Source organism: Lentzea sp. CC55 (assembly GCF_021056325.1).
GTDB lineage: Bacteria > Actinomycetota > Actinomycetes > Mycobacteriales > Pseudonocardiaceae > Lentzea > Lentzea jiangxiensis.
Window position 1 is genome coordinate 61,730 of sequence record NZ_JAJCXE010000004.1, and the last position, 25,862, is coordinate 87,591.

Below are 25,862 nucleotides of genomic sequence, written 5' to 3' on the forward strand. Positions count from 1 at the left end.
ACGTGTACCTACAGCATGATCGCGGGCGAGCGGAAGCCCGCGCCGGTTCGGTGACCGGATGCGGCTTCCGCGCCGGAGCGCGGAGCCCGGTCCGTCACGACCGGGATCCGCGCGCCCGGGACCTTCGGCATGCCGCTGATCAGGTCCGTTGTGCACCGTGACCTCGATGGACGTCCCGAAGGGCGCGTTCAGCGGTGCCTCCGGCACTTGCTGCACGTGGCCGAACCGCGCTTAGTAGGGTCTGACCTCATGGGATTCGGACGAATCGCCGTCGCGCTGGCCGCGGCCGCAGCTTTGACCGCGTGCGCTTCCGTGGTCGAGGGCGAACCGAAGGGCGAGCGCCCCGACCCCACGAAGGTCGCGGGGCTCGAGATCTCCAACGGCCCGTCCGGCCCGAAGAAGGGCGTCCCCGACGCGGACCTCAGCGTGCAGAACGGCGACGGCGGCGAGATGGACCGCCTGGCCATCAACACCCTCGCCGACGTGCAGGAGTTCTGGAAGGACGAGCTCCCCCGCTCGTTCGGGGGCAAGGCCTTCGAGCCCGTCAAGCGCTTCATCTCCTACGACGCCAACGGCAAGGGCGTCGAGGTCTGCAAGCTCAACACCACCGGCATCGCGAACGCGTTCTACTGCGCCCTCGACGACAGCATCACCTGGGACCGCGGCGAGCTGCTGCCGATGCTCAACGACTCCTTCGGCCCCATGGCGGTCGTGACGGTCCTCGCCCACGAGATGGGCCACGCCGTGCAGTACAAGCTCGGCCCCGCCTCCGGCATCGGCCCGAACACGCCGTCGATCGTCAAGGAGCAGCAGGCCGACTGCTACACCGGCGTCTTCATGCGCTGGATCGCCGAGAACAGGTCCGAGCACTTCGAGCTCTCCACGGGCGAGGGCCTGAACCAGGTCCTGCAGACGATGTTCTTCATCCGCGACAGCGCCGGCACGTCGTTCGAGAAGCAGGGCGCCCACGGCAGCGCGTTCGACCGCGTCTCGGCGTTCCAGTTCGGCTTCGTCCGCGGCGCCGCCCGCTGCGCCGAGATCAACGAGGCCGAGATCTCGAAGCGCATCACCGAACGCCCCTTCGACCTCTCGGACTCCGACCGGGGGCAGGGCCGCGGCAACGCCAGGATCGACGAGGAGAAGTACCTCCGCGCGCTGGAGGAGTCCCTGCGCGACGCCTACAAATCGAGCGGCGCGGTCTTCCCGGCCTTCGACAGGGCCGGGATCAAGCCCTGCGCCGACGCGCAGACCACCTCCCCCGCCTCCTACTGCCCCGCCGTGAACCAGCTCCAGCTCGACCTGCCGCAGCTGGTGAAGATCGGCACGCCGCCGAAGAAGGGCTCGAAGGGCGGCATCGGCGACTTCGCCGCGTTCGCCGTGATCGCCTCGCGCTTCTCGCTGTCGATCCAGCACGCCACGGGCTTCAAGCTCGACGACGACGCCGCGGGCCAGCGCACCGCGTGCCTGACCGGCGCGTGGGCGGGCCTCACCAACCGCCCCGACGCCGCGGCGGGCCTGCGCCTGTCCCCCGGCGACCTGGACGAGGCCGTGGCGGAGCTGCTGGCCGACGACAGCCTCATCGCGTCCGACGTGAACGGCAAGGCCGTCCCCTCCGGCTTCGCCCGCGTGGAGGCGTTCGGCGACGGCTTCTTCCGCGGCCTGTCGTTCTGCGTGAAGAAGTACTCGGTTTGACCCTCCACCGATCGGCGTCGACACTCGGCGGGTGCTGACCGATGAAGCCGCGACCTACGCCTCGTGGTTCTCGACCCTGTCCGACCCGACCAGGGTCCGCCTGCTGCACCACGTGGCATCCGCCTCCGCACCGGTGACGGTCGGCGAGCTGACGACGCTGCTGGGCGTGAGCCAGTCCACCTGCTCGCACCACGTCCGCAAGCTGGCGGAGGTCGGCTTCCTGCACGTCCAGCGCGAGGGCACGACCACCCTCGTCACGGTCAACCCGGCCTGCTGCACCGGTCTGCCCCACGCGGCGGACGCGGTGATGGGCGCGCTGTCGTCCGGCACCGTCCGCCCGGTCGACGGCGTCACCGTCCGCGCGATGACCGCCGCGGACTGGCCGGAGGTCCGCCGCATCTACGGCGAGGGCATCGCCTCGGGCAACGCGACCTTCGAGACCGAGGTGCCCTCGCGCCGGGTGCTCGAGTCCAAGTGGCTACCGGACCACCGCTGGATCGCGGTGCTGGACGGCGAGATCGCCGGCTGGGCCGCCGCGACGGCCGTCTCGGCGCGGGAGTGCTACTCCGGCGTGGCCGAGACGTCGATCTACGTGGCCGACGCGGCACAGGGCCGGGGAGTGGGCAAAACCCTGCTGCACCACCAGGTCGCGGCGGCGGACGCCGACGGCTTCTGGACGTTGCAGGCCGTGGTCTTCCCGGAGAACCGGGCCAGCGTCGCACTGCACCACAAGGCGGGCTTCCGCACGGTGGGGTTGCGCCAGAAGATCGCGCAGCACCACGGCGAATGGCGCGACACCGTCCTCTTGGAACGACGCCGCGCCGACTGACCGGGGTGTCACCAGGGCTCGTCCTTGAGCCAGCTCTCCGGCGGCCCCTCCTCGGTGTGGTCACCGGCGCGCTTCACGGGTGCGTTGCCGCGCACGGGAAGCGCCAGCTCCACCGCCCGCACGTCGGGCGCGGGCAGCAGGAACGGTGGCAGAGACCGGATCACGCCCTCGTTCCGCAGCCGCTCGTACACCTCGCGCACCTGGTTCCGCGCGTCGGCCGTCGCCTGGCGCACGACGGCGGTGATCGCGTGCGCCAGGTCGTCCTGCTTGGCCTGCTTGGTGAGCGGCGACAGCTCGAGCCGCAGGAGCAGGCCGGAGTGGTCGACGGTGGCGGTCACGTCGCCGTGCTCGCTCCTCGCCGTGCCGCGGACCGCGGCGACCTGCTCCTCCGCCCACTCCTTCGCCCGCAGACGGCGGTCGGCGTTCGTGGCGCCTTCTTCGGACTGGGCGCGCAGCCGGGCGGCGCGCGCCTGCGGGTCCTCCGTCACGACGCCGGCCGGGCGGGAGCGCTGTCCGGTTCCTTCGGCTCCTGCACCAGGTCCTCGCGGCTGATCCTGCTCGGCGGCTTGCGGTCCTCCTGGTGGAAGTCGCCGGGGTCGAACCGGTCGTCGGTGACGAGGCGGGGCCGCGGCGGGCTCAGCTCGATCATCCCGGCACCCGCCATGCTCTCGGCGACGGCGCGGAAACCGGCCCGGACCTTCTCCATCTGCCTGCGGCCGGTCTCCAGGATGTCCTGGCCCTTCCAGCCCATCTCGCCGATGACCTGCTCCGTGCTGTTCGCCTCGAGGTACGTGGCGTTGACCCCGGCCGCACCGGTCTGCAGCGCGTCGCCCACCGCGAGCGTGGCGATGAACGCCACGCCGGTGCCGGCGGTCGCCGCCGCGACACCGATCGACACCGCGGCGGACGCGAGCGAGATCATGACCTTGGCGTCCCTGACCTCCCCCGCCTCGACGCCCTTCTGCGCCTTCTCGACGAAGTTCAGCACGTCGTCGCGGAAGCTGGTGATCGACTTCTCGTAGGCCTGCATCGCGTACTTCGCGGCGCGGACGACGTCCCGCTTGCGCGCGAGCGCGCCCTCGATGCTCGGCTGGCCGCGCAGGTACGAGCGGAAGCCGTCGGCGGCGTCGCCCTCCCAGTTCTCCAGGTAGAGGTCGATGTCGTTGAGCACGCCCTCGCAGAAGTCCTGGTCGATGTCGTCGGCTGCCTTGGACAGCAACGAGATCTCCTCGCTCACGCCCTCGAGCGCCACCTCGACGTCGATGAAGCGGCCGAAATCGGCGAAGAGGCGCTGGACGTCCTCCTTGGCGGTCGGGTAGCTCGCGTTCTCCTCCAGGTGGTCGGGGAAGAACCAGTCCTCCTGCTCGTCGAACTTCTTGCAGAAGTAGTCGGCGTGCTTCTGCATGTCGTCGGCCCAGCTCACGACAGGATCCCCCCGAACGTCCGCTCGTTGTCCTCGTCCACGGCGATGTAGCGCTCGGCGACCTCGGTCAGCGCCTTCTGGGCCAGTTCCAGGTTTTCCTTGTTCCGCGCGAAAACGCCGAGGAGCATCGCACGCGCGTTGGACCACTCCCGGTGCGCCTCGTAGACCTCCTCGTCTCCCTCGAAGGCCTTGCCGTCGAGCAGCTCGGTGCCGGCGAGCTTGAGCCTGGCGCTCTCCGTGTGCTCGACGAGCTTGCCCATGTCGTGCTTCGCCGTGTGCTTCAAGCCCTCTGGTTCGGCGTGGAAGCCCGTGCCCATCTCGCCCCCTGGCGTGTCCCGACCGGTGTGAACGGCCGACAGGTTATGTCAGCCGTTCGGGTGAAGATCGCGGGGTGTGGGTGTCAGCGATCTGTCAGCGCGACCCGTCAAGCTGGGCTGATGGGGAAACAGCGAACGCTCGTCGTGCTGGTTTCCGCCCTCGGTCTGATGGTCGCGGCACCGCTCACGGCGGCCGCCAACAGCTTCAGCCCGCACGCGGACAACAAGGCGCACAGCTTCTTCTTCGACGACGACCTCACCTCGGCGCAGAAGTCCGGCGTCGACTGGGCGCGGAAGAACTCGCTCGCGCCGACGGACATGACGACGAGCGTGAACACGACGTACAACACCAAGGTCGACGTCTGGGTGTACTCCACCTGGAACCCGCCGGCGGACCTGCGGAACGCCTACGCGTGGGCGAGCTGCGTCAAGCGCGTCAACGCGTCCAAGTGCGACCAGCACGAGATCGTGATCAACAACAAGAAGCCGCACGGCAACTACAAGTCCTTGGGCTGCCACGAGATCGGCCACACCGTGGGCCTCGGCCACGCGTCGGGCAAGAACAGCTCGTACAGCACGCCGAACCGCTCGTGCATGCGCGGGAACCCGGACCACAACTACTACGCCACGCACGACAAGAACCACATCAACGGCGCCTACTGATGAGGAACCCGATGCGCATCTCGTTCCTGGTGGGTGCCGCGGCACTGGTGCTCACCGCCTGCTCGTCCACACCCGCGCCCGCACCCGCCGCCGCGCCGGGTTTCTGGGACGCCCACGCCGTCCACGGCTCGATGCCGGAGGAGCCGGAGACCGTCGAGGAGCTGGCGTCGCAGTCGCAGCTCGTCGTCCTGGGCACGATCGGCGGTGTCACCGAGGGCAGGGACTACACCGACCCCGGGAAGCCCGCCCACCGCACGTCCAACGTGGCGATCCAGGTGGAGAAGGCGAACCGCGCCGGTGTCCCGCAGGCCGTCGTGGAGTTCGCCCGGCAGCCCGAGACGGCTCTCGCGGACGTGGCCTCGGCCCTGCCGAAGGGCCGGTACGTCTTCTACCTGCAGCACTGGTACGACGGCCCGGACGGCCCCGTCTACAGCTGCACGTCCGTCGGCATGTGCGCCGTGGGCGTCGACGGCGGCTCGGTGACGACCCCGCGTGAACCCGGCCTGGCCGAGGACCTGCGCGCCGAAGGCCGCGTGCCGGTCAAGAACCAGGCCCCGTCACCGGACGGCCTGACCGTGGACCGGATCTTCGTGGACAGCGCCGCGGCGGTTCCCGCCGGCTGATCCGCGCTCTGGGGGTCGGCCGGGGCTCTTGCGTCGAAGAGCCCCGGCCGCACTTTTCAGTACAGGGCCGAAGCCAGGTTCCGGCGGGCCGCGGCGACCCGCGGGTCGTCCGCCGGGAACAGCTCGAACAGTCCCACCAGGTGCTGGCGAACCCGGTCCCGGTCGTCGCCGTGGACGCGGCGGACGGTGTCGACCAGGCGCCGGAACGCCTCCTCGACCTGCTGCACGGCCACCTGGGCGTCCGCGGCGGCCAGCTGGGCGTCGACGTCCTCGGGGGCGCCGTCGGCCTTGGCGATCACGGCCGGGTCCACGGCCTCGGCGCGCTCGGCGAACCTGGCCTGGGCGAGGCCTTCCCTCGCGAGCTCGTTGGCGGGCTCCGACGCGAGGATCTCCGAGTAGAAGCCCTGGGCGGCGGCGTAGTCACCGCGTTCGAAGGCCTCCTCGGCCGCGACGATCCGCGGGTCCTCGGGTGCCTCCTCCTGCTCGACGGGGGCACCGGCGCGGGCCTCGCCGGCGCGGATGCCCGGCAGCCGGTCGCGCAGGGCGTCCAGCAACCGCGAGATCCACTGCGAGAGCTCGGCGTCGGCGATCGGCCCTGCGAACGCGTCGATCGGCTGACCGGCGGCGACGGCGACGGTCGTCGGCACCGACTGCACGCCGAACGCCTGCCCGATCCGGGGCGCGGTCTCGAGGTCGACCCGCGCGAGGATCCAGGCGCCGCCCGACGACTGGGCGAAGCGGGTCAGGGTGGCGGCGAGCGCTTGCGACTCCGGGCTGTAGGAGGCGCCGAGCAGGACCACCACGGGCACCTGCAGCGACTGCTCGACCACAGCCTGGAAAGAAGCCTCGGTGACGTCGACGATCCACGGCGCGGAGCCGTTGTCGGGCGAGGGCGAGCCACCGGGGGCGGCGGGCGCGGCCGAGGCGGTGCGGGCCGCGTCGGCTCGGGCCTTCAGGGCGCCCAGGTCGACGGCGCCCGAGAGCGCGGCGGACAGTGCGGCGGTCTTGCGAGGATCAGGCCTTGTCACGTGTTCCATCCTGGCACGGCTAGTTCCCGGACCGGGTCCAGGGCCATCGGGTTGACGCGCATCGCCTCGTTGGCCGAAGCGATGCGTAGAGCAAGCGGTGTCATCAGTTCGACGAACCGCTCCGTCGGACCGGTACCCAGCGCTTTCCACGGTGCGAGCGCGGCCTCGTCGGTCGCGCGTTCCACCGCGGCGAGGTCGCCGGGCAGGTCCGAGACTTCGTCCCACTCTTCGACAGTCCAACCACGCGCGGTTCTCATGTATGCCGGATCGAGGGAATGTTCGCGCGCGTAGAGCGCGAGCGCGTGGCACGGCCCGATGCCGTGCGCCACCAGAGCGGCCACGTGGCCGTCGCCCCGGGCCTCGCGCAGGATCGTGCAGGCGTGCCAGAGGGCCAGGTGCGGTTCGGACGGCCACGGCAGCGCGCGGTTCGCCGCCGCCAGCGGGCGTCCGCCCAGCGGAGCGGCCTCCGCCGCCGCGCGCGCCAGTCCGGCCGCCTCGGCGATCTCCGCCGTGCCGACCTCGCCCAGCAACCGCCGCAACGCCCCGTCCACGCCCTCGAGCCGCACGCGCAGGAACTCGGCGGGCGAGGCGACGGCCCACGCGTCCGGCAGCGCACGGGAGACCATGCGCGGCGCGAAGTTGTAGAACACCGCCGTCACCAGCTCCGGCGACGCGGCGCCCAGCGGCGCGGCGCGCATGCCGAAGTAGCCCATCCAGCCGCCCTTGCAGCCCAGCGCGTCGGTCGCCGCGCGCGACTCGGGCGTGAAGTACGTGACGTCGTGGTAGGGCTCGAACCTCAACCACAGCTGTCTCGCGTCCACGCCCGACACGCTAACGCAGCGACCGCCGCCGCACGGGCACTCTCACCATGCCGGCGTAGAGCTTTCGGCCATCCGGGCAGGCTCCGCGCGACCGGGCCGTCACGGGGTGTCGGAGAGGTGCTCCTCGACCCGGTCGACCTTGGCCTTGAGCTGACCGGTGTAGCCGGGCCGGATGTCGGCCTTGAGCACGAGCGACACGCGCGGCGCACTGGCCTGGACGGCCTCGGTGGCCTTCTTCACGACGGCCATCACCTCGTCCCACTCCCCCTCGACCAGCGTGAACATCGCGTTCGTCTCGTTGGGCAGCCCGGACTCCCGCACGACCCGGACCGCCTCGGCGACGGCCTTCGCGACGCCTCCCGACGAGTCCGGACCGGACGGAGCAACACTGAACGCGACCAGCACGCGGACCTCCTGGTGTTCTGGCTCCCAGCGGTGGCTGGGCCCGCCGCCCACGCTGCCCGACCGCCCGGCGGAAGGCCAGGTCTGTGCGATCACCGTCATCCCGGCCGGGACCGCCCCCCGAACGGCAGCACTAGGTGATCCACGGGTGGTACTGACTGGTAGCTTCCGTGCACATGACACCGCTGCCGTTCGATCCGATCGCCCGCGCGGCCGAACTGTGGGACGACCGGGTGGGTTCCTCCACGTCGATGGCCGCCGTCACGAGCGTCATGCGTGTCCAGCAGATCATCCAGTCCGCCGTGGACGCGGCCCTCAAGCCGCACGGGCTCACATTCGCGCGCTACGAGGCGTTGGTGCTCCTTTACTTCTCCCGCAAGGGCGCGCTGCCGATGCGCGTGATGGGCGAGCGCCTGCAGCTGCACCCGACGAGCGTCACGAACATCGTCGACCGGCTGGAGAGCGACGGGCTGGTTCGCCGCACACCCCACCCGACCGACCGCCGCACCACGCTGGTGGAGATCACCGAAGCCGGTCTCCAGCGCCGTGAGAGCGCGACCGCCGCCGTCGTCGAGGTGAACCTCGGGCTCAAGGGCCTCACCGACCGGCAGACCGAGCAGCTCACCGACCTACTCGCCAAGGTCCGCCGGGCGAGCGGCGACTTCGAGGACTGAAATCCGGTTGAGCCCGTCGCGATGATGGTCGCGTGACGGAACGGTCGATCATCGCCTTGGTCAGCACCCCGAGCGGGTTCGCGGGCCGCACCGGGCCGATCGCGGTGGACGGCCCCCGGTGGGCGGACACCGAACCCGTCAACGCGGCGCTGGAACGCCTGCTGGGCGTGCCGACGAGCGTGCTCAGGCTCGTGTCCGCCGAGGGCGGTTCCTCCGGCTCGGGCGGCGTCGTCACCTACCACGTCGAGGCGCACGGCGAACCCGACCGCTCGCGGCTGCACCCCGCCCGCGCACCGGCGGACGACGCCCCGCGCAGGCTGCCGTGGGCGCGCAGGGGCGGTCCGGCCGAGCTCCTCGCCTGGGCCGACGCGCACGTCTGCCGCACCGGGTCCGCGGTGCAGGTGAAGTCGTGGAACCTGTCGTCGGTGCACCGGCTGCCCACGGCGAACGGCCCGGTGTGGCTCAAGAGCGTGCCGCCGTTCTTCGCCGACGAGGCCGAGGTGATCGCGATGGTCGCGGCGCACGACCCCGGCCTCGTGCCCGAGGTGATCGCCTCCGCTCCGCGCCGGGTCCTGCTCGCGGCGGCACCGGGCGAGGCCTGCTGGGACACGCGGCCCGAGCACGTCGAGGAGGTCGTGCCGCGCTGGGTCGCGGTGCAGCACGCCCTGGCGGGTGAGCCGCGGGTGCGGCGGTGCCCGGTGCCGATGCCGTCGTTCGGGCTGCCCGACACGCTCGTGCACGGCGACTTCCACCCCGGCAACTGGTTCAGCGGCGGTGTGGTCATCGACTTCTCCGACGCCGTGTGGGGGCACCCCGCGCTGGACGCGGGCCGGTTGGTCGAGTTCTGCCGGCCCGACCTGCGCGACCACGTGGCGGAGGTGTGGAGCAGGGCGTGGCTGGAGCTGCGCCCTGACAGCAGGCCGCGGGAAGCGCTCGACGCCGCCCGCCGGGCCGCGCACCTGCTCAGCGCGGTCCAGTACCAGGAGTTCCTCGACAACGTGGAGGACTCCGAGCGGATCTACCACGAGGGTGATCCCGAACGGCACCTGAGGGCGGCGCTCGAGTTGGTGACGGCATGACGGAGCGGACGGTCGTCGCCCTGGTCAGCGCGCCGAGCGGGTTCGCGGGCCGCACGGACGTGCTGCCGGTCCCCACGCGGGACTGGAACCACGTCGAGCCGGTCAACGAGGTGCTGGAAGAGCTGCTCGGGGTGCCGACGCACGTGCTGCGGCTGGTCTCCGTGCAGGGCGGCGAACCGCCGTGGGGCGGCCAGGTCACCTACCACGTCGAGGCGCTCGGCGAACCCGACCGCTCGCGGCTCCACCCGGCCGCCGAGCCCGAGCCCGACGCGGAGCACCGGCTGCCGTACGCCCGGCCGGGCGGCCCGGCCGAGCTGGTCGCGTGGGCGGACGCGCAGGTCGACCGCACCGGGCCCGCGGTGCAGGTGCGCACCTGGAACCTCTCCACCGTCTTCCGGCTGCCGACCGCGGACGGTCCGGTGTGGCTCAAGGCCATCCCGTCGTTCTTCGCCGACGAGGGCGCGGTGATGGACCTGGTCGGCCGGCACGACCCGACGCTGGTCCCCCGCGTCATCGCCTCGGCGCCCCGGCGGGTGCTGCTCGCCGACGCCCCCGGCGACAAGTGCTGGCCGGTCACCGCCGAGCACGTCGACCTCGTCGTGCCGCGGTGGGTGGCCGTGCAGAACGCGCTGGCCGGCGCGCCGCGACTCCCCCCGACCGCCGTCGCGATGCCGTCGTTCGGGCTGCCGGACACGCTGACGCACGGCGACTTCCACCCCGGCAACTGGCGGCGCGGCGGCGCTGTCATCGACTTCTCCGACGCCGTCTGGGGTCACCCCGCGCTCGACGCGTGCCGGGTGCTCGAGTACGCCGGGCCCGAGCTGCACGACCACATCAGGCGCGTGTGGAGCGAAGCGTGGCTCCGGCACCGCCCGGACAGCCGCCCGCTGGAGGCCCTCGACGTCGCCCGCCGCGCGTCACGCCTGCACAACGCGGTGAAGTACCAGCGCTTCCTGGACAACATCGAGGCCTCCGAGCGGATCTACCACGAGGGCGACCCGCAGGTGGAGCTCAGAGCTGTTCGGGAGATGGTGCGCTAGCGGGCTCGTCGAGGCGGCCGGTCTTCGCGGCCCAGCGCTCGAAGAGCACCGTGCCGAACGGCGGGATGCTCGACAGCAGGCCGAGCACGAGCGTGCGCGCGTCCCACTTGAGCGGCTCCTTCGTCATCAGCGTGACGAGGATGAAGGCGACGAACACGAAGCCGTGGATCGGGCCGAAGATCTTGACGCCGATCTCGTTCTGCACGACGACGTACTTGAAGAACATCCCGAGCAGCAGGCCCGCCCAGGAGACCGCCTCGGCCAGGGCGAGGATGCGGAACCGTCCGACCACGCTGGAGAACGTCATGGTTGTCCATCATGAACCGTGACTGGGAGCACAACGCACCGGGGGGTGTCCTATTCCTCCCATTTGAAGACGCGGGAGGCGACGAACCCGACCACGAGCGAGAAGCCGGCGAGAACGGCCGCCGGCACCGCGAGCGCCTCGATCCCCTTGCCGCGCACCAGCACGTCGAGCATGCCGTCGTTCATGTGCCGCAACGGGAAGATCTTCGACACGAACTGCAGCCACGCGGGCGCCCGGTCGACGGGGAAGAACGTGCCGGACAGGAAAGCCATGGGCAGCACCACGATGTTCGCCGCCGCGGACGCCGCCTCCTCCGTCTTCGCGAACGCGCCGACGAGCATGCCGAGCGCGAAGAACGCGATGGTTCCCAGCAGCAGCAACGGGATCGCGAGCCACCAGTGGCCCGACAGCCGCAGCCCGAACACCGGCAGCGACGCGATGCCGACGAAGATCGCGCCCTGCAGCAGCGCGACCCCCGCGCTGACGACGATCCGCGACGACAGCACCGAGGTCGTCGAGACCGGGGCGAGCCGGATGCGCCGCAGCACCTGCTTGCGCCGCCACGACACCAGCGTGAGCGCCGACCCGAACACCGCCGACACCGCCACGCCCCACGACAGGATGCCCGGCGTCAGGTACTGGATCGGTTTCAGGGTGGCGTCCTCGACCTTCTCCGAGGTGAACGTGAACCGCGGCGGCTGCCCGGTCGCGGCGAGGTTCGCCCTGTCCACGAACCCGTTCACGATGCCGAGCACGGTCGCGGACTCGACCTGGTCGCTCTGCGCGTACCGGACGTCGACCTCCTGGCCGCGGACGATCAGCGCCGCGGGCAGGTCGCCGTCCTCCACCTTCCGCACAGCCGCGTCCTCGTCGTCGTACGACTCGAACTCGAGGGTGCCGCTGTCCCGCAGCGCGCTGACGACCGGGCCGTCGCCGACGAGCGCGATCCTCGTCCTGTCGGTGCCCGCGTCGCGCAGGACCAGCCCGAAGATGACGAGGAACATCAACGGGAACAGGAAGGTGAAGAACAGCGTCACCTTGTCCCGGACGAACCCCTTGAGCATCGCCACCGAGAGCGTGTGGAAGGCGGTCATGCGCGGTACTCCCGGCCGGTCAGGGTGAGGAAGACGTCTTCGAGGGTGGCCGTGCGGACCTGCAGGCCGTCGAGCGCGTCGCGCTCGGCGAGTGCGGAGAGCACGGGAGCGGGGCGGCGGGTCGAGATCGTCAGCGACACCTCGTCCTCGTGCGCCTCCTCGACCCCCTCCATCGCGACAGCGTCCGCGACGGGCACGACACCCTTCCGCAGGGTCACGTGCGTCGGCGCGTCGAGTCCGCGCACCAGCACCGCCGGCCGGTCGAGCGCGAGGATCCTGCCGGTGTCCATGATGGCCACGCGGTCGCAGAGGATCTCGGCCTCGTCGAGGTAGTGCGTGGTGTAGACGATGGTCTTGCCGCGCTCCCGGATGGCGCGCAGCACGTCCCAGAGGTTGCGGCGCGCCTGCGGGTCGAGCGCCGCGGTCGGTTCGTCGAGGAACACGACGTCCGGGTCGTGCACGAGCGCGCAGGCGATGGAGAGCCGTTGGCGCTGACCGCCGGAGAGCTTGTTCTCCTGCTCGTTCGCCTTGTCCGCCAGGCCGACCAGCTCCAGCATGTCCGCGGCCGTGCCGGGACTCACGCCGTAGAGCGAGCCGAACGTCTGCAACTGTTCCTTGGCGGTCAGCTTCTCGAAGAACGACGACGCCTGCAGCTGGACCCCGATGCGCGGCAACAACTCCACGTTGCGCGGCCACGGGCTCTCCCCGAGCAGCCGCACCTCGCCGCTGTCGGGCTCGCGCAGTCCCTCGACGATCTCCAGCGTGGTGGTCTTCCCGGCGCCGTTGGGGCCCAGGATGCCGAAGAACTCCCCTTCGGCCACGGTGAACGAGACACCGTCCACCGCCTTCAGCTCGCCGTAGCTCTTGCGGACGTCCCGCACCACGACCGCCGGCCGTTCCTCCGTCATGGGCGAGACGGTAGGTCAGCGCCGGGCGGGGCACGGAGCGGAACGACGAAAGTCGGCGCGAAGTCGAGACGAACGGGTCAGCCGCCCGCGACCAGCAACGGGCATGCGGCGCGGAAGTCGTCCAACCTCCGCAGCGCGGCCGAGAACTGGTCGAAACTCGCCCTCGGGACGGCGGCGCGCACGTCGCCGACCACCTGCCACAGGTACCGGTGCTCGGCCGTCTCGACGACCAGCTCCGGCGGGTCGTCCACGACGTCCGCGGCGAACGCGAGCGCCACGGCGGCGGCGCGCAGGCACGCCGTGGCGAGCGTGACGCAGTCCTCGACGAGCGTGCGGTCGTCCTGGGCGCGCACGACCCCGTTGACGGCGAACCGAGCCGCCTGCATGAGCGCGAAGTAGAGGCGTTGCCCGGCCTGGGCTCGTTCGTGCGGCAGGTCCTCGGTGCCGCGGCCGGGCGGCACGACGGTCATGCCCACCTGGGGGCGGCGCAGCACGTGGTCGAAGAGCGCCGTCGGCGCCCAGAGCAGCGTGCGCCAGGCGTCCTCGCTGATCGACGTGCTCATCCTGGCCGCGTTGTCGAGCACGTCGAGGTAGGCGATGAGGACGCCGGAGAGGAAGACGCCGCCGCGGTCGCCGGCGACCCGTTCGACGCCGAAGCGCTCGTCGGGACCGTCGTCGACGGCTCCGGAACCGGGAGCCCACTCGATCATGCCGCTGGTGGCCAGGACCACGTGGGCGAGGCGCTGGTGCACGAGCGGCGCCGACAGCACCGTGTCGTCCAGGCCCATCTGGACCAGCGTGGACGCGGCGTGCTGCAGCGCCTCGCGGCGTTGCGGCACGAGGTCGGGGTGCAGCAGGCGGATCGGTTCCACGTCGCCCTCCCCAGGTCGGTCGTTCCGCACACGATGAACGGCCGGGGCTCGGAAGTCATCCGGATGGCGCGCAGCGTTACGTCTCAGTTGGACGAGTCAGCGCGACCGGGCCCACGCCGCGAGCTGTGCGCGGGAGGAGAGGTCCAGCGCGGTCTTCACGTTGTGCACGTGGGATTCCACGGTCCGGTGCGAGATCCCGAGCTTGGCCGCCACCTGGGCGTTCGTCAAGCCCTGCGCCACGAGCTCGACGACCATGCGCTGCCGGTCGCTCAGCACCGGGTCCCCGGCGGACCCGGTGTCCAGCGCGGTCTCCAGGGCGTGCCGCACGTCCATGGCCCGCCCGGCGGTGAGCGCCCGGTGGAAGGCCGCGCGGGTCAGCGACTCCCGCGCGAGGTCCATCGCGGCCGTCATCTTCCGCCGCCACCACGGGTCCGGCGGGACGACCCACGTCGTGCGCATCTGGTGGCACGCGACCAGCAGACGCACGCCGAGCTCGTGCCGCCCGGACAGCACCGCGACGAGCCCGCACCCCTCGACCGGCTCCAGCACGGCACGGGGCGTGTCCGCCGTCATCCGCGCGCTCTCGGCGAACCGGGCGCCGGCCGTCGCCAGGTCGCCGCGTTCCAGGGCTATGCAGCCCGAGGAGTGCACGGTGATGGCCACGACGTCCCGCCGCGCGTGCGCCCTGAGCACCGGCAGCGCGGCCTCGACCAGCTCGGCGGCGGCGTCGACCTCGCCCTGGACGAGCAGCTCCCAGCCGAGGTTCTGGCTCGACACGGCCACGCTGACGTCGTTGCCGTTGCGCACGCCGTGCTCGATCGAGCGGCGCAGCGCCCGCATGGTGTTCGGCACGTCGTCCCTGCCGTCGTAGGCGGCCGCCAGCGTCCGGAACAGCCGGCACAGGATCAGGTCCTGCCCGCAGGCCTCGGCCGTCTCGACCGCTTCGAGCGCGTACGCCACCGCCTCGTCGTGGCGTTCTTCGTGCCGTGCCAGCAGGGACGCGTACTCCAGCGCGAGGATCCGGTAGCGGGTGTCGGCGGGCGTCTGGTCCAGCACCTGCATCAGCACCGCGCCCGCCTCGGTGAAGTAGCCGCGGTCGAAGCACACCCGCAGCAGCATCGTGGCGAGCATCAGCCTGCGGTCGTCCTGCGGCGCCACCAAACGGTGGAACGCGTACGTCGCGTTGTCGTACTCCTCGTGGTGCGCTTTCACCTGTTCCGGCGTGAGGATCGACGACGAGGCGCCCGGCTCGCCCTTCTCGCACAGCCAGGCGACGATCCGTTCGGCGATCACCTCGCGCTCGCCGTGCTCGGCGAGCCGTTCCTCCGCGTAGAGGCGGATCGACTCCAGCATCCGGAACCGGCCGTCGTCGCCCCTCACCACCAGCGACTTGGCCCGCAACGCGCCGAGCAGGGCGATCACCGGGCCGCCGTGCACCACCTCGGCGATCTCCGGCCCGAACCCGCCCGGCAACAGCGAAAGCCTGCGGAACAGCTCCTGCTCCCGCGTGGTCAGCAGGTCGTGGCTCCACGCGACGGCCGCGCGCAGGCTCCGGTGCCGGTCCTGCTCCCCCGCGTCGCTCAGCAGGTCGAGCCGGTGGTCGAGGCGGTCCACGAGCTCGGCCGGCGGCACGGTCGCCGAGAGCTTCGCGGCCAGTTCGACGGCGAGCGGCACACCGTCGAGCCGCGCGCAGATCGCCGCGACACAGGCGTGGTCAGCCGCGGCACCGGCGCGTTCGGCGAAGAGTCGGACCGCGTCGGAGTCCAGGCCGTGCAGCGGGTACACGACCTCACCGACGGCTCTGAGCGCCTCCCTGCTGGTCGCGAGGACCTGCACGTTCGGACAGCGCGACAGCAGCGCGTCCACGACCTCGCAACACTCCTCGACGAGGTGCTCGCAGTTGTCGACGAGGAGCAGGACCCGGCGGTGGCCCAGCTCGGCGAGCAGCGTGGCCCGCAGCGAGAAGCCCGAGTGCTGGTACACCCCAACGGCTTCCGCGAACGCCTGCACCACCTGGTCCGGCCGGCTCAGCCTGCCCAGCTCGACCGTGCGCACCTCGGTCCGCCGCGCCCGCCGGGCCAGCTCGACCGCGAGCCGCGTCTTCCCGACCCCCGCCGAACCGACGACCGTGAGCATCCTGTGCTTGCGCAGCAACGGAAGCAGCTCGGCCAGCTCGCGTTCCCTGCCGACGAACACGTCGTCGTGCGCGGGCAGCTCGGTGACCACAGTGGACGTTCCGGAGGACCGCCGGCGGTACGCGCGCTGGCGGCACGCGTTGGAGCAGTACCGAGCCCGCGTCGGCAGGGGCGCGAAGTCCGTGCCGCAGCTCGCGCAGATGCCCATCGCACGAGCGTACGACCGAACGAGCGTCTCAGTTGGGAAGTGTGTGGAGGTCGACCTCGAGGGTGGTGCCGGACCGCAGCTCCGCGAGCTCGATCCGGTCCTTGGACTTCGACAGCCACCCGCTGCGAACGCGCTGCACCACCTGCGTCCTCGCGACGTCGGCGGCCTCGGCCTCGATGACGACGTCCCGCCCGTTCTCCAGGTGGACGACCGCCTTGCGGAACCTGGGCGCGTGCGGCACGAACTCCCCGGTGCCCGGCACGACCGGGTACATCCCGAGCGCGCTGAACACGTACCAGGCCGACATCGTGCCCAGGTCGTCGTTGCCCGTGACGCCCGCCGGCCCGTTGACGAACAACGTCTGCGCGGCCCGCACCACCACCGACGTCTTCTCCGGCCTGCCGATGAGCGCGTACATCCAGGGCGCGTGCAGATCGGGCTCGTTGTTCGGGTTGTACCTGAACTGGTTGTAGTAGTCGTACGGCCCGACAACCCACTTCTCGCGGACCGTGCGCTTCGGGTCCGTCAGAAGGTCCGGGTACGCGAAGAAGTCGTCCAGCCGCGCCTCGGCCGCCGCCTTGCCGCCGAGCGCCGTGATCAGCCCGGTGACGTCGTGCTGCGCGAGCCACTGGTACTGCCACGCCGTGCCCTCGTGGAACCCTTCCGGCCCCTGCGGCGTGAACGGGTCCAGCCAGGCACCGTTCGGCAGCTTGGGCCGGGGGAAGCCGGTGAAGCCCCTGTCCGTGACGCTGTGGTCCCACAGGGTCCGGTGGTTGAGGCCGCGCACCCTGAACCGTTCCGCGTCCTCCCGGTGCCCCAGCGCCTCGGCCATGACGGCGAGCGTGGCGTCGGCCAGCGCGTACTCCAGCGTCGCGGACGCGCCGTGGTGCGGGTCGGTGTCCTGCCCCTTCTTGGGGAAGCGCTTGTCGTACTGGACGAACCCGCGGGCGAGGTAGCTCGGGTTGCCCGACCTGCCCTGGAACCTGCTGGAGGCCGGCGGGACCCCGTCGGCGTTCTGCACCAGCGCGCGGTAAGCCTGCTCCTCCAGGCCATCGAGGTGCCCGAACCGCCACAGGTCGACCAGGAACGGCGTGACCGGATCACCGGTCATGCAGTTCGTCTCCTGGTTCGAGAACGCCCACCGCGGCAACCAGCCACCCTGCTCGTGGATGGCGAGGATGCTCCTCGCGATGTCCTGCGACCGCTTGGTGCGGAGCAGCGCCAGCAGCTGGTTGTGGGCGCGGTAGGTGTCCCAGAGCGAGTAGTACTCGTAGTACGTCCAGCCGTCCGCTTGGTGGACCTGGCCGTCGAAGCCGCGGTACCGGCCGTCGGCGTCGCTTCCGGTGAGCGGCTGCAGCAGCACGTGGTAGAGCGCGGTGTAGAACACCGCCCGCTCGTCCCAGTCGTCCGTGTCGATCTCGATGCACGCGAGCTCGTCGCGCCACGCCTGCTGGGCCTCGTTGCGGAGCTCGTCGAAGGACCTGCCCCCGGTCTCGGCCTCGAGGTTGCCGGTCGCACCGGCCTCGTCCACTTGGGACAGTGCGGTGCTCGCGGTGACCGGTCCCGGCGCGAACGTGACCCAGGCGCCCCTCAGCCCCGCTCCGCCTCCCGACGCGGCCTGCCTCGGCTTCGGCCCCGCCGGACCCCAGGTGCCGAAGCTCGCGAACGGCCGGTCGAACCTGGTGGTGAAATGGGTGAGGTACGGCCGGCCACCGCAGAACGCCTGCGTCTCCACGGTTCCCGTGATCGTGCGGTCGTCGACGACGCGGACGGAGCTGGCGCTGACCGGTTCCTTGTCGTTGGCCTGGCCGACGTTGACGAGCAGCGTGCCCTGGACGCCGTTGGGGAACGTGTACCGCTCCACACCCGCTCTGGTGGTCGCGGTGCACTCGACGGTGATGTCCCGGTCCAGCTTCACCTTGTAGTAGCCGGGTTTGCCGATCTCACCGTCGTGCGTGTAGCCGCTGGCGTAGCGCTTGTGGTCGAAGCTCTGCGGGAGCTGCGTGACCGGGAGGATCGAGACCAGACCGCCCTGCTCCCAGCAGCCCGCGCCGGACAGGAAGAAGTGGCCGAAGCCGCGGATGTGCCGGTCGTCGTAGCGGTAGCCGGCGTAGTGCGAGCCGATGGGGCTGCTGTGCGTCTTGCCGAAGGGCATGGAGGCGCCCGGGAAGGTGTTGCCCTCGTCCTTCGTGCCGATGAAGGTGTTGACCGACTCGATGGGGTCCAGTGCTTCCACGGGTTTCACCCTAGAGGGGGTGGGGGTGGGGTGGTGGCCGGCGGAAGTGGTCCGGTTGGGTGGTTCCGGGCGGCCTCGGTGCGGGCTGGGTTGCAGTGGCTGGTGCCTGTTCCAGCGTGGTGGTCGCCTTGCGGCGTTGTCACCTTTGTGTGGTGGTCGCCTTGGGGCCCGTCTCGCGTGTGGTTGAGTCATCGCCGCTTCGCGACGATCGCGATCGGGGCTTGACTTCGGGGCCCTTGCGAGATGCTGAGCGGCCTGAAAAGCCGAGCAGGAAAGGCTCGGCCGATCCGGGCAACGGTAGCATCTCGCACCCGAAGTCAAGCCCCGATCGCCGTCGTGGTTGCGTCATCACCGCTGGTCAGAGCCGTATGGTCCGGACGGGCTCGGCTTCGCCGTCGCGGTTGGCGGACTGGTGGCTCGCCTTCGGCTTCGCCGTCGCGTCAGCACTCGCCTTCGGCATCGGCTGGCGATCGACCGGGTGACTGCCGGAGTCGCGTGGCCGTCGAAGTCGCGTGACTGTCAGAGCCGCGCGCCACACCGGACCCCTGAGCGGCACCCATCGAGCCGCACGCCCCGAGCCGCGCTCACCGAGGCGCATGTACCGAGGGGCCCACCGAGGAGTCGCTCCGGGAAGCCGAGTCGGGGACCGATCCGGGAGCCGAGCCAGAGAGCCGATCCGGGGACCGGGCCGGGGTGCGCCGCCGCCGCACGCGCACCCCGGCCCGGGGGCCTCGAGACCGGACGGCGCCGCCGACGCTGTCCGTCACCTGATCATCGCGGAGCGCACACGGTGGAGGTCAAGACCCTCGCGCCCACTTGTCCTGTTCTGGACATCGGGGGTGGCGGAGGGGTCCTGGACCGGTCAGGAAACTGTTGACATCGACGTAAAGCCGAGGTGAGATACGGCCACTATGACAACGTTGTCCCCCAGCGGGCCCGTAGCCGGTCAGCGCAAGGTACGTCGCGCGACGATGAACGACGTCGCGCGGCTCGCGGGCGTGAGCATCAAGACCGTCTCGCGCGTGGTCAACGACGAGCCGGGTGTGCACCCGTCCACCGCCGAGCGCGTGCTCGCGGCCATCGACCAGCTCGGGTTCCGGCGGAACCTCAGTGCCCGCAACCTGCGCCGGGGGTCGTCCACCGGCACGATCGGGCTGGTGCTGGAGGACGTCGGCAACCCGTTCTACTCCGGCGTGACCCGCGCTGTCGAGGAAATCGCCCGCCTGCGCGGCAGACAGGTGATCTCAGGGTCGTCGGACGAGGATCCCGGGCGTGAGCGCGAGCTGGCGCTGGAGTTCTGCTCCCGCCGCGTCGACGGGCTGCTGATCGTGCCCGCCGGGTTGCAGCACAGCTACCTCGTGCCGGAGATGCGCGCCGGGACGCCCGTGGTGTTCCTGGACCGGCCCGCCGGTGACGTCGTCGCCGACACGGTGCTGGTGGACAACATCGGCGGCACCGTCGAGGCCGTCACGCACCTCGCTTCGCACGGGCACCGGCGCATCGCGTTCCTCGGGGACGCGCCGGACATCTTCACCGCCAACGAGCGCCTGCGCGGGTACCGCGAGGGCTGCGTGCGGGCCGGGATCGGCTACCACGAGGAACTCGTGGCGATGGGGCCGCACGACGAGAGCAGCGTCGCGACGACGTTGCAGCGGTTGCAGAGCATGCGCGAGCCCGCCACGGCGATCGTGGCCGGCAACAACCGCATCACCGTCTACATCCTGCGCGCGCTCGCGGGAGTCGCGGAACGGCCCGCGCTGGTGGGCTTCGACGACTTCGAACTCGCCGACCTGCTGTCGCCGCCGGTGACCGTGATCGCGCACGACGCGAGCGCGCTCGGCAAGGCGGCCACCGATTTGTTGTTCGCCCGACTGGACGGCGACAACTCACCACCGCGCCGCGTCGTGCTGCCGGTGCGCTTGGTGCCACGAGGATCCGGGGAGGTCCACGCGTGAGTTCTGGTGTGCTCCACCAGCCTGTCAACCTGCCTGCCAACCAGCCGAAGCAGTTCTACCGCGGCGGGGAGGCGATCGCCGCGCTGCGCGGCGGGACGAGCGGCGACTTCGGGCCCGAGGACTGGGTGGCGTCCACGACGACGCTCTACGGACGCAGCGACGCCGGGTTGACAACGCTGCCCAACGGCGTCCTCCTGCGCGACGCCGTGGAGGCGGACCCGGCGGGGTGGCTCGGCGCGGACCACGCGGCGAAGTTCGGCGCGGACACGGCGTTGCTGGTCAAGCTCCTCGACGCGGGGCAGCGCCTGCCGGTGCACTGCCACCCGTCCAACGCTTTCGCGTCCTCGCACCTGAACTGCCGCCACGGCAAGACGGAGGCGTGGATCGTCGTCGGCACGACCGGTCCGAACCCGACCGTCTACATCGGATTCCGCGACGACGTGCCCGCGGACACCGTCGCCGGTTGGGTCGCCACGCAGGACACGAAGGCGATGCTCGACGCGCTGAACCCGGTGTGCGTGCGGCCCGGTGACACGGTCTTCGTGCCCGCCGGGGTGCCGCACGCGATCGGCGAGGGCGTGTTCATCGTCGAACTGCAGCAGCCCACCGACTTCTCGGTGACGCTCGAGTGGCAGGGCTTCCTCGCCAACGCCGACATCGGCCACCTCGGCCTCGGCTACGACGTCGCGCTCGACTGCGTGGACCGGCAGGGCTGGGGCGGCAAGCTCGAGAAGCTCGTCCGCCAGACGTCCGAGAAGTGGGCCCCGTCGGTCGACCTGCTCGGCGAGGACGCCAACCCGTTCTTCCAGGCCGACCGCCTGCACGTGGAGGGCTCCTTCGCGCTGGAGCCGTCGTTCGCCGTGCTCGTCGTGCTGGAGGGCTCCGGCCAGCTCGGCGGGCTGGAGGTGCACAAGGGCAGCACCGTCGTCGTGCCGCACGCGGCCGGTGAGCTCGGCCTGACCGGTGACCTGGTGGCGATCCGCTGCCGTCCGCCCGTTCTCTCCACTGTGGAGGATGTATAGCGATGAGCCAGCCGCTGCTGGAGGCTCGTGATCTCACGAAGAACTACGGCACCGTGGAAGCTCTCCGCGGTGCCTCGTTCACCGCCCACCCCGGCGAGGTCGTGTCGCTCATCGGCGACAACGGCGCCGGCAAGTCCACCCTGGTGAAGTGCCTGTCCGGGGTGGAGCAGCCGACCAGCGGCACTCTGCTGTTCGAGGGGGAGCCGCTCACCCTGGTCTCCCCCAACGACGCCCGCGACCGCGGCATCGAGACGGTGTTCCAGGACCTCGCGGTCGCGCCGGACCTCGACCCGGCCGCGAACATGTTCCTGGGCCGGGAGATCCTCAAGCCCGGCCTCCTCGGCCGGCTCGGCGTGCTCGACAAGAAGGCGATGCGGCGGCAGGCCTCCGAGCACTTCGCGCGGTTCGGCGCGACGCTGCAGAGCGTGGACGTGCCGATCGCGGCGCTGTCCGGTGGCCAGCGCCAGTCCGTCGCGGTCGCGCGGTCGGTCGCGTGGGCGTCGAAGCTCGTGTTCATGGACGAGCCGACGGCCGCACTCGGCGTGGTGCAACGGGAACGCGTGCTGGACGTGATCAGGCGCGTGCGCGACGAGGGCGTCGCCGTGGTGCTGATCTCGCACAACATGCCCGAGGTGCTGTCGGTCTCCGACCGCGTCGAGGTGCTGCGCCTCGGCCGGCGCGTGGCCCGGTTCAAGGCGGCGGACACCAGCGTCGAAGAGCTCGTGGGCGCGATGACCGGCGCCCTCACCCAGGAGGACGCGGCGTAGATGACCACGGACGAGAAGACAACGTTGTCAACTCTGCCCGACGACCGGCGCACGCCGTTGATCAAGCGTCTGACCGGCGCGAACACGTTGTGGATCGGCCTGGTGCTGCTGGTGCTGGTCGCCGTGTTCGGCGCGATCCGCCCGGACGCGGTCTTCCAGGTGACCACGCTGCAGTTCCTGCTGGCGGAGACGGCCGTGCTGCTGGTGCTCTCCGTCGGCATGACGTTCGTGATCATCACGTCCGGCATCGACCTGTCCGTCGGCTCGGTGCTGGTGTTCGCGTCGGTCAGCTCCGCGATGGCCATGAACGCGGTGTCCGGCGGTGACGCGACGAACGCGGGCTGGGGCGTGATCGGGTTCGGCCTGCTGGTCGCGGTCGTCAGCGGTGCGGCGTGGGGCCTGCTCAACGGCTTGCTGATCTCGCGGGCGAAGATCCCGCCGCTCATCGTGACCCTGGGCTCGTTCGGCGCGGCGCAGGGCGCGGCCCTGCTGCTCAACAACGGTTCCAACGTCTCGGGCATCCCGGACAGGCTGAACCGCACGTTCGGCTCCGGCACGTACTTCGGGATCCCGAACATCGTGATCGTGGCCGCCGTCGTCACCGCTCTCGGCGCACTCCTGCTGTCCACCACGCGCTTCGGCCGCTACACGTACGCGGTCGGGTCGAACGAGGAGGCCGCACGGCGCGTCGGCATCTCGGTGCGCGGCCACCTGACGAAGGTGTACCTGCTCGCGGGCGCGCTGGCGGGGCTCGCGGGCTTCATGGGCAACGCGTTCTTCCGCGTCGCCGTCGTCACCGGCCACGAGACGGACAACCTGAACGCGATCGCCGCCGTCGTCCTGGGTGGCACGAGCATCTTCGGCGGCACGGGCTCCGTCCTGGGCACGGTGTTCGGCGTGTTCATCCCGGCGGTGCTGGAGAAGGGCCTCGTGATCATCGGGGTCAGGGAGTTCTGGCAGCCGATCGCCGTGGCGGTCGTGCTGGTGGCCGCCGTGTGGCTGGACCAGACACGGCGTCGGGCGCGCAACCAACGTTAGGAAGGTGCTGGACTGATGAAGATCCGCTCCGCAGTGGTTGTCTCGGCAGCGTTGCTCCTCGCCGCGTGCGGCGGTGGTGGTCAGATCGGTGACTCGAACTCGGGCGGCACCGCCGCGAACAAGAAGCTGGTGCTGATCCCCGGCATCACGGCGGAACCGTTCTACATCTCGATGCGGTGCGGTTTCGAGGAGGCCGCGAAGGCGGCGGGCTACGAGGTCGACACGCAGGCGCCCGCCAAGTTCGACGCGGCGCAGCAGACCCCGATCGTCACGGGCGTCCTGGCGTCGAAGCCGGCCGCGGTCCTGATCGCGCCGACCGACGACAAGGCCATGGCGGGCCCCATGAAGCAGCTCAAGGACGCGGGCATCAAGGTCGTCGAGGTGGACACGAAGCTCCAGGACACCTCGATCGCCCTGTCCTCCATCTCCTCCGACAACGAGCAGGGCGGCAAGCTCGCCGCCGAGACGCTCGACAAGCTCGCGGGAGGCAGGAGCGGTTCGGTGCTGGTGCTGAACACCAAGGCCGGCACGTCGACGACGGACGCGCGCGCCAAGGGGTTCGAGGAGGCGATCAAGGCGTTCCCGAACCTCAGGTACATCGGCCAGCAGTACACCGACAACGAGCCCGCCACCGCCGCGTCGAAGGTGACCGCGACCCTGGCCGCGAACCCGAACCTGATCGGCGTGTTCGCCACCAACCTCAACACCGGTGAGGGTGCCGCCACCGGGCTCAGGAACGCCGGCAAGACGGGCGCGGTGAACCTGGTCGGTTTCGACGCCTCGCCGAAGCAGGTGCAGGACTTGCAGGCGGGCACCGTGCAGGCGCTGATCGCCCAGGACCCGGCGACGATCGGCAAGCGGGGCGTCGAGCAGGCCGTCGCGGCGATCGACGGCAGGGAGACCCAGCGCGACATCGAGACCGACCTGGTCGCCATCACCAAGGACGACGCCTCGGCCAACTCGAAGTACTTCTACAAGCAGTCCTGCTGATCCACCACGGAACAGGGCCGCTCCTCCTCGCGAGGGGCGGCCCTGTTCCGTCGGATGACGTACGTCATCGGGGTTTGCCCGCAACGGCGTAAGACGAGAGTCGTACCCGTTCGCCTCCCAAAGGCCGATGCTCACGCACCCCCGGAGGCGATGAGCTGGGGGCACCGGCCGTGACGGGCCGGCAGAAGGGGGAACAACCCGATGCACCGCGCGACATGGGCGACGGCACTGGCCGTCGCCACCTCGGCGAGCCTGCTGGTGGCACCGCAGGCACTCGCCCAACCACCGCAGCGGATCCAGTGGCAGAAGTGCTTCGACCCGCCGCCACCGGGCTTCCCGGCGGGGTCCGAACGGCTGGAGTGCGGCAGCTTCACCGCGCCGATGGACTGGAACAACCCGCGCAACGGCAAGACCATCACGATCGCCGTCAGCCGGCTCACGCCGAAGAACGGCCGGGCGAAGTCCACCGTCTTCACCAACCCCGGCGGCCCCGGCGGTCCCGGCCGCACGATGCCGCTGCTCTACCTCGAGCGGCCGAAGCTCAGCGAGAACGCCGAGATCATCGGCATCGACGTGCGCGGCACCGGCGCGAGCAGCAACGTCACGTGCGGCGGCTTCAACACCGACGGGCAGGTCGACCCGCGCGACCGCGGCAAGGCCAACCTCGACCTGCTCTACGGCAGCATGGAGCTGCAGGCGAAGTTCTGCCAGGCCAAGTCCGGCGAGTTCGGCAGGTACGTCTCCACCGACCAGACGGTGAAGGACCTCGACCTGCTGCGCCAGGTGCTCGGCAAGGAGAAGGTCAGCTGGCTCGGCTACTCCGGCGGCAGCTGGATGGGCGCCTACTACGCCACGTACTTCCCGAAGACCCTCGACAGGATCGTGCTCGACTCCAACGTCGACTTCACCCTGCCGTGGCAGCCGATCTTCGACGACTGGGGCATGGCCTTCGAACGCCGGTTCCGCGTCGACTTCCTGCCCTGGGTGGCGAAGTACGACGACGTCTACCACCTCGGCAAGACCGGCGAGGAGGTGCGCCAGTCCTACGAACGCACCCGCGCGAAGCTCAACGAGCAGCCCGTCACGAGGCCGGACGGCGTCTACAACGGCGTGACGCTCGACGCGCTGCTGCGCAGCACCCTCTACAACAAGGCGAGCTTCGCCGGGGGCGCACAGACGTTCGCGGAACTGGCCGGAACCGTGCCGGCTCCGGTGAACGCGCTGGCCGGCTACCCGGACGCCCAGCTGGGCACCGCCTACTCGATCCTCTGCAACGACACGCCGTTCCGCGGTGACCGGAAGTACCTGGAGCGCGACGGCACGCGGGACGGCGCGAAGTGGCCGCTCGTCGGTTACACGCAGATCGCCGGGCTGTGCGCGTTCTGGGACCGGCCGGACATCCGGCTGGAGCAGCCCACCGGGACCGGTGTCGCGCCGACGCTGATGGTGCAGTCCGTCCGCGACCCCGCCACACCGGTCGAGCAGGCGCGGCGGGCGCACCGCAACTTCAAGAACTCCGTGCTGCTCACCGTGGAGGACGAGGGCGACCACGGCATCTACGGCTTCGGCAACCAGTGCGTGGACGACGTCGTCGAGCGCTACCTCGTCGACGGCGTCACGCCGGCCGGGGACCTGAAGTGCCCCGGTGTCCCGCTGCCCGCACCCGGTGAGGCCACGCGGAACTCGCTCACGACGGCGCAACGGCTCGCCACCCGGCTCGGCTGGTAGGAGGGAGAACT

At 70.9% G+C, this 25,862-nt stretch carries 26 protein-coding genes; 13 read left to right on the forward strand and 13 right to left on the reverse strand.

Features of this window, described 5'->3' with window-relative positions:
- Positions 1 to 8 precede the first annotated feature (8 nt).
- Complete coding sequence (locus tag L6E10_RS40160) at positions 9 to 131, reverse strand: hypothetical protein (RefSeq protein ID WP_275675990.1); 123 nt, start codon at positions 129 to 131, stop codon at positions 9 to 11.
- Positions 132 to 249: 118 nt separating this feature from the next.
- Here L6E10_RS40160 and L6E10_RS02595 point away from each other — a divergent pair, with 118 nt between their 5' ends.
- Positions 250 to 1,692: a neutral zinc metallopeptidase gene (locus tag L6E10_RS02595; RefSeq protein ID WP_236216389.1), complete on the forward strand. Its 1,443-nt coding sequence runs from the start codon at positions 250 to 252 to the stop codon at positions 1,690 to 1,692.
- 31 nt (positions 1,693 to 1,723) lie between these two features.
- On the forward strand, positions 1,724 to 2,521 hold the full coding sequence (locus L6E10_RS02600; protein WP_308102653.1) for a metalloregulator ArsR/SmtB family transcription factor: 798 nt from the start codon (positions 1,724 to 1,726) through the stop codon (positions 2,519 to 2,521).
- Between the two features lie 8 nt (positions 2,522 to 2,529).
- Here the strand turns inward: L6E10_RS02600 and L6E10_RS02605 are convergent, their stop codons facing one another.
- Genes L6E10_RS02605 through L6E10_RS02615 form a run of 3 tightly spaced genes read right to left on the reverse strand, consistent with a single transcriptional unit; the run spans position 2,530 to position 4,261 of the window.
- A complete protein-coding gene (locus tag L6E10_RS02605) occupies positions 2,530 to 3,009 on the reverse strand; it encodes a YbaB/EbfC family nucleoid-associated protein (protein WP_236216391.1) in 480 nt (159 codons plus the stop codon).
- On the reverse strand, positions 3,006 to 3,944 hold the full coding sequence (locus L6E10_RS02610) for a hypothetical protein (protein WP_236216393.1): 939 nt from the start codon (positions 3,942 to 3,944) through the stop codon (positions 3,006 to 3,008). Before L6E10_RS02610 ends, L6E10_RS02605 begins: the two co-directional genes overlap by 4 nt.
- Positions 3,941 to 4,261: a hypothetical protein gene (locus L6E10_RS02615; protein WP_236216395.1), complete on the reverse strand. Its 321-nt coding sequence runs from the start codon at positions 4,259 to 4,261 to the stop codon at positions 3,941 to 3,943. The genes L6E10_RS02610 and L6E10_RS02615 overlap by 4 nt, the downstream gene beginning before the upstream one ends.
- A gap of 120 nt (positions 4,262 to 4,381) precedes the next feature.
- Between L6E10_RS02615 and L6E10_RS02620 the strand changes: the two genes are divergently transcribed.
- The gene (locus L6E10_RS02620) at positions 4,382 to 4,924 is read left to right on the forward strand and encodes a hypothetical protein (protein WP_236216397.1); all 543 of its coding nucleotides are present in this window, start codon (positions 4,382 to 4,384) and stop codon (positions 4,922 to 4,924) included.
- 11 nt (positions 4,925 to 4,935) lie between these two features.
- Complete coding sequence (locus L6E10_RS02625) at positions 4,936 to 5,547, forward strand: hypothetical protein (protein WP_236216399.1); 612 nt, start codon at positions 4,936 to 4,938, stop codon at positions 5,545 to 5,547.
- Between the two features lie 56 nt (positions 5,548 to 5,603).
- Here L6E10_RS02625 and L6E10_RS02630 read toward each other — a convergent pair whose 3' ends face one another.
- From L6E10_RS02630 to L6E10_RS02640, 3 genes are all read right to left on the reverse strand, one after another.
- Entirely contained in the window at positions 5,604 to 6,575 is a 972-nt protein-coding gene (locus tag L6E10_RS02630; RefSeq protein WP_374235596.1) for a tetratricopeptide repeat protein, read from the reverse strand.
- On the reverse strand, positions 6,572 to 7,396 hold the full coding sequence (locus tag L6E10_RS02635; protein WP_236216402.1) for a hypothetical protein: 825 nt from the start codon (positions 7,394 to 7,396) through the stop codon (positions 6,572 to 6,574). Before L6E10_RS02635 ends, L6E10_RS02630 begins: the two co-directional genes overlap by 4 nt.
- Positions 7,397 to 7,495: 99 nt before the next feature.
- Positions 7,496 to 7,801 (reverse strand): MTH1187 family thiamine-binding protein, encoded by a 306-nt coding sequence (locus L6E10_RS02640; protein ID WP_236216724.1) that lies wholly within the window; start codon positions 7,799 to 7,801, stop codon positions 7,496 to 7,498.
- Between the two features lie 173 nt (positions 7,802 to 7,974).
- Here L6E10_RS02640 and L6E10_RS02645 point away from each other — a divergent pair, with 173 nt between their 5' ends.
- The 3 genes from L6E10_RS02645 to L6E10_RS02655 are packed head-to-tail and all read left to right on the forward strand — an operon-like array spanning position 7,975 to position 10,591.
- A complete protein-coding gene (locus L6E10_RS02645) occupies positions 7,975 to 8,472 on the forward strand; it encodes a MarR family winged helix-turn-helix transcriptional regulator (protein WP_090095294.1) in 498 nt (165 codons plus the stop codon).
- Positions 8,473 to 8,504: 32 nt separating this feature from the next.
- Entirely contained in the window at positions 8,505 to 9,551 is a 1,047-nt protein-coding gene (locus L6E10_RS40660) for a phosphotransferase (protein WP_236216403.1), read from the forward strand.
- Entirely contained in the window at positions 9,548 to 10,591 is a 1,044-nt protein-coding gene (locus L6E10_RS02655; protein WP_236216405.1) for a phosphotransferase, read from the forward strand. Before L6E10_RS40660 ends, L6E10_RS02655 begins: the two co-directional genes overlap by 4 nt.
- Here L6E10_RS02655 and L6E10_RS02660 read toward each other — a convergent pair.
- From L6E10_RS02660 to L6E10_RS02685, 6 genes are all read right to left on the reverse strand, one after another.
- Entirely contained in the window at positions 10,563 to 10,898 is a 336-nt protein-coding gene (locus L6E10_RS02660) for a DUF3817 domain-containing protein (RefSeq protein ID WP_236216407.1), read from the reverse strand. The genes L6E10_RS02655 and L6E10_RS02660 overlap by 29 nt on opposite strands.
- A gap of 50 nt (positions 10,899 to 10,948) precedes the next feature.
- Complete coding sequence (locus tag L6E10_RS02665; protein WP_236216409.1) at positions 10,949 to 11,992, reverse strand: ABC transporter permease; 1,044 nt, start codon at positions 11,990 to 11,992, stop codon at positions 10,949 to 10,951.
- Entirely contained in the window at positions 11,989 to 12,900 is a 912-nt protein-coding gene (locus tag L6E10_RS02670) for an ABC transporter ATP-binding protein (RefSeq protein WP_236216411.1), read from the reverse strand. Before L6E10_RS02670 ends, L6E10_RS02665 begins: the two co-directional genes overlap by 4 nt.
- Before the next feature lie 77 nt (positions 12,901 to 12,977).
- Entirely contained in the window at positions 12,978 to 13,772 is a 795-nt protein-coding gene (locus tag L6E10_RS02675) for a hypothetical protein (RefSeq protein WP_236216413.1), read from the reverse strand.
- A gap of 96 nt (positions 13,773 to 13,868) precedes the next feature.
- Complete coding sequence (locus L6E10_RS02680) at positions 13,869 to 16,115, reverse strand: LuxR C-terminal-related transcriptional regulator (protein ID WP_236216415.1); 2,247 nt, start codon at positions 16,113 to 16,115, stop codon at positions 13,869 to 13,871.
- 28 nt (positions 16,116 to 16,143) lie between these two features.
- On the reverse strand, positions 16,144 to 18,351 hold the full coding sequence (locus tag L6E10_RS02685) for a GH92 family glycosyl hydrolase (RefSeq protein ID WP_236216417.1): 2,208 nt from the start codon (positions 18,349 to 18,351) through the stop codon (positions 16,144 to 16,146).
- Positions 18,352 to 19,322: 971 nt separating this feature from the next.
- Between L6E10_RS02685 and L6E10_RS02690 the strand changes: the two genes are divergently transcribed.
- From L6E10_RS02690 to L6E10_RS02715, 6 genes are all read left to right on the forward strand, one after another.
- Positions 19,323 to 20,306 carry a LacI family DNA-binding transcriptional regulator gene (locus L6E10_RS02690; RefSeq protein WP_236216419.1) on the forward strand — a complete coding sequence of 328 codons (984 nt, stop codon included), beginning with the start codon at positions 19,323 to 19,325 and terminating at the stop codon, positions 20,304 to 20,306.
- Complete coding sequence (locus tag L6E10_RS02695) at positions 20,303 to 21,328, forward strand: class I mannose-6-phosphate isomerase (protein ID WP_236216421.1); 1,026 nt, start codon at positions 20,303 to 20,305, stop codon at positions 21,326 to 21,328. Before L6E10_RS02690 ends, L6E10_RS02695 begins: the two co-directional genes overlap by 4 nt.
- 2 nt (positions 21,329 to 21,330) lie before the next feature.
- Positions 21,331 to 22,095, forward strand: coding sequence for an ATP-binding cassette domain-containing protein (locus L6E10_RS02700; RefSeq protein WP_236216423.1), 765 nt, complete (start codon positions 21,331 to 21,333; stop codon positions 22,093 to 22,095).
- The gene (locus L6E10_RS02705) at positions 22,096 to 23,133 is read left to right on the forward strand and encodes an ABC transporter permease (RefSeq protein ID WP_236216425.1); all 1,038 of its coding nucleotides are present in this window, start codon (positions 22,096 to 22,098) and stop codon (positions 23,131 to 23,133) included.
- Between the two features lie 15 nt (positions 23,134 to 23,148).
- Positions 23,149 to 24,123, forward strand: coding sequence for an ABC transporter substrate-binding protein (locus tag L6E10_RS02710; RefSeq protein ID WP_236216427.1), 975 nt, complete (start codon positions 23,149 to 23,151; stop codon positions 24,121 to 24,123).
- A gap of 201 nt (positions 24,124 to 24,324) precedes the next feature.
- Positions 24,325 to 25,851, forward strand: a complete 1,527-nt coding sequence (locus L6E10_RS02715) for an alpha/beta hydrolase (protein WP_236216429.1) — start codon at positions 24,325 to 24,327, stop codon at positions 25,849 to 25,851.
- Positions 25,852 to 25,862: the final 11 nt, after the last annotated feature.

Excerpts from the sequence above, each read along its gene's own strand:
- L6E10_RS40160 (WP_275675990.1), bottom strand. The coding sequence starts at position 131 with ATGCCGAAGGTCCCGGGCGCGCGGATCCCGGTCGTGACGGACCGGGCT.
- L6E10_RS02595 (WP_236216389.1), top strand. The coding sequence starts at position 250 with ATGGGATTCGGACGAATCGCCGTCGCGCTGGCCGCGGCCGCAGCTTTG.
- L6E10_RS02615 (WP_236216395.1), bottom strand. The coding sequence starts at position 4,261 with ATGGGCACGGGCTTCCACGCCGAACCAGAGGGCTTGAAGCACACGGCG.
- L6E10_RS02620 (WP_236216397.1), top strand. The coding sequence starts at position 4,382 with ATGGGGAAACAGCGAACGCTCGTCGTGCTGGTTTCCGCCCTCGGTCTG.
- L6E10_RS02625 (WP_236216399.1), top strand. The coding sequence starts at position 4,936 with ATGCGCATCTCGTTCCTGGTGGGTGCCGCGGCACTGGTGCTCACCGCC.
- L6E10_RS02645 (WP_090095294.1), top strand. The coding sequence starts at position 7,975 with ATGACACCGCTGCCGTTCGATCCGATCGCCCGCGCGGCCGAACTGTGG.
- L6E10_RS02655 (WP_236216405.1), top strand. The coding sequence starts at position 9,548 with ATGACGGAGCGGACGGTCGTCGCCCTGGTCAGCGCGCCGAGCGGGTTC.
- L6E10_RS02660 (WP_236216407.1), bottom strand. The coding sequence starts at position 10,898 with ATGACGTTCTCCAGCGTGGTCGGACGGTTCCGCATCCTCGCCCTGGCC.
- L6E10_RS02665 (WP_236216409.1), bottom strand. The coding sequence starts at position 11,992 with ATGACCGCCTTCCACACGCTCTCGGTGGCGATGCTCAAGGGGTTCGTC.
- L6E10_RS02670 (WP_236216411.1), bottom strand. The coding sequence starts at position 12,900 with ATGACGGAGGAACGGCCGGCGGTCGTGGTGCGGGACGTCCGCAAGAGC.
- L6E10_RS02680 (WP_236216415.1), bottom strand. The coding sequence starts at position 16,115 with ATGGGCATCTGCGCGAGCTGCGGCACGGACTTCGCGCCCCTGCCGACG.
- L6E10_RS02690 (WP_236216419.1), top strand. The coding sequence starts at position 19,323 with ATGAACGACGTCGCGCGGCTCGCGGGCGTGAGCATCAAGACCGTCTCG.
- L6E10_RS02700 (WP_236216423.1), top strand. The coding sequence starts at position 21,331 with ATGAGCCAGCCGCTGCTGGAGGCTCGTGATCTCACGAAGAACTACGGC.
- L6E10_RS02705 (WP_236216425.1), top strand. The coding sequence starts at position 22,096 with ATGACCACGGACGAGAAGACAACGTTGTCAACTCTGCCCGACGACCGG.
- L6E10_RS02710 (WP_236216427.1), top strand. The coding sequence starts at position 23,149 with ATGAAGATCCGCTCCGCAGTGGTTGTCTCGGCAGCGTTGCTCCTCGCC.
- L6E10_RS02715 (WP_236216429.1), top strand. The coding sequence starts at position 24,325 with ATGCACCGCGCGACATGGGCGACGGCACTGGCCGTCGCCACCTCGGCG.